Origin of the sequence: Halorubrum sp. SP9, assembly GCF_005435015.1 — an archaeon.
GTDB lineage: Archaea > Halobacteriota > Halobacteria > Halobacteriales > Haloferacaceae > Halorubrum > Halorubrum sodomense.
Genome location: NZ_SGXU01000833.1, coordinates 1 through 208, shown reverse-complemented (window position 1 = coordinate 208; position 208 = coordinate 1). Strand labels below are relative to the sequence as shown.

Genomic DNA, 208 nt, shown 5'->3' with positions numbered 1-208 from the left:
AACGTCGCTACCTGCGAGGTCATCCGACCGATGTTCGGGTCGATCCAGCCGAGGGCGATCGCGAGCCCGCCAACGACGAGGATCGCGATCCCGTAGGCGGCGCCCGACGAGACCGTGTCACCGATGAGCTTCCCGATTTTGACGACCTTCAGGATGTAGAACGCACCCATCAACAGCATCGCCCCCATGAGCGCCTGTTGACCGGCGC

The 208-nt window shown here is 63.9% G+C and carries 1 pseudogene; it reads right to left on the bottom strand.

Going from position 1 to position 208, the window contains the following annotated elements:
• Positions 1-208 (bottom strand): annotated as a pseudogene (locus EXE45_RS19465) (hypothetical protein); the annotation flags it as partial.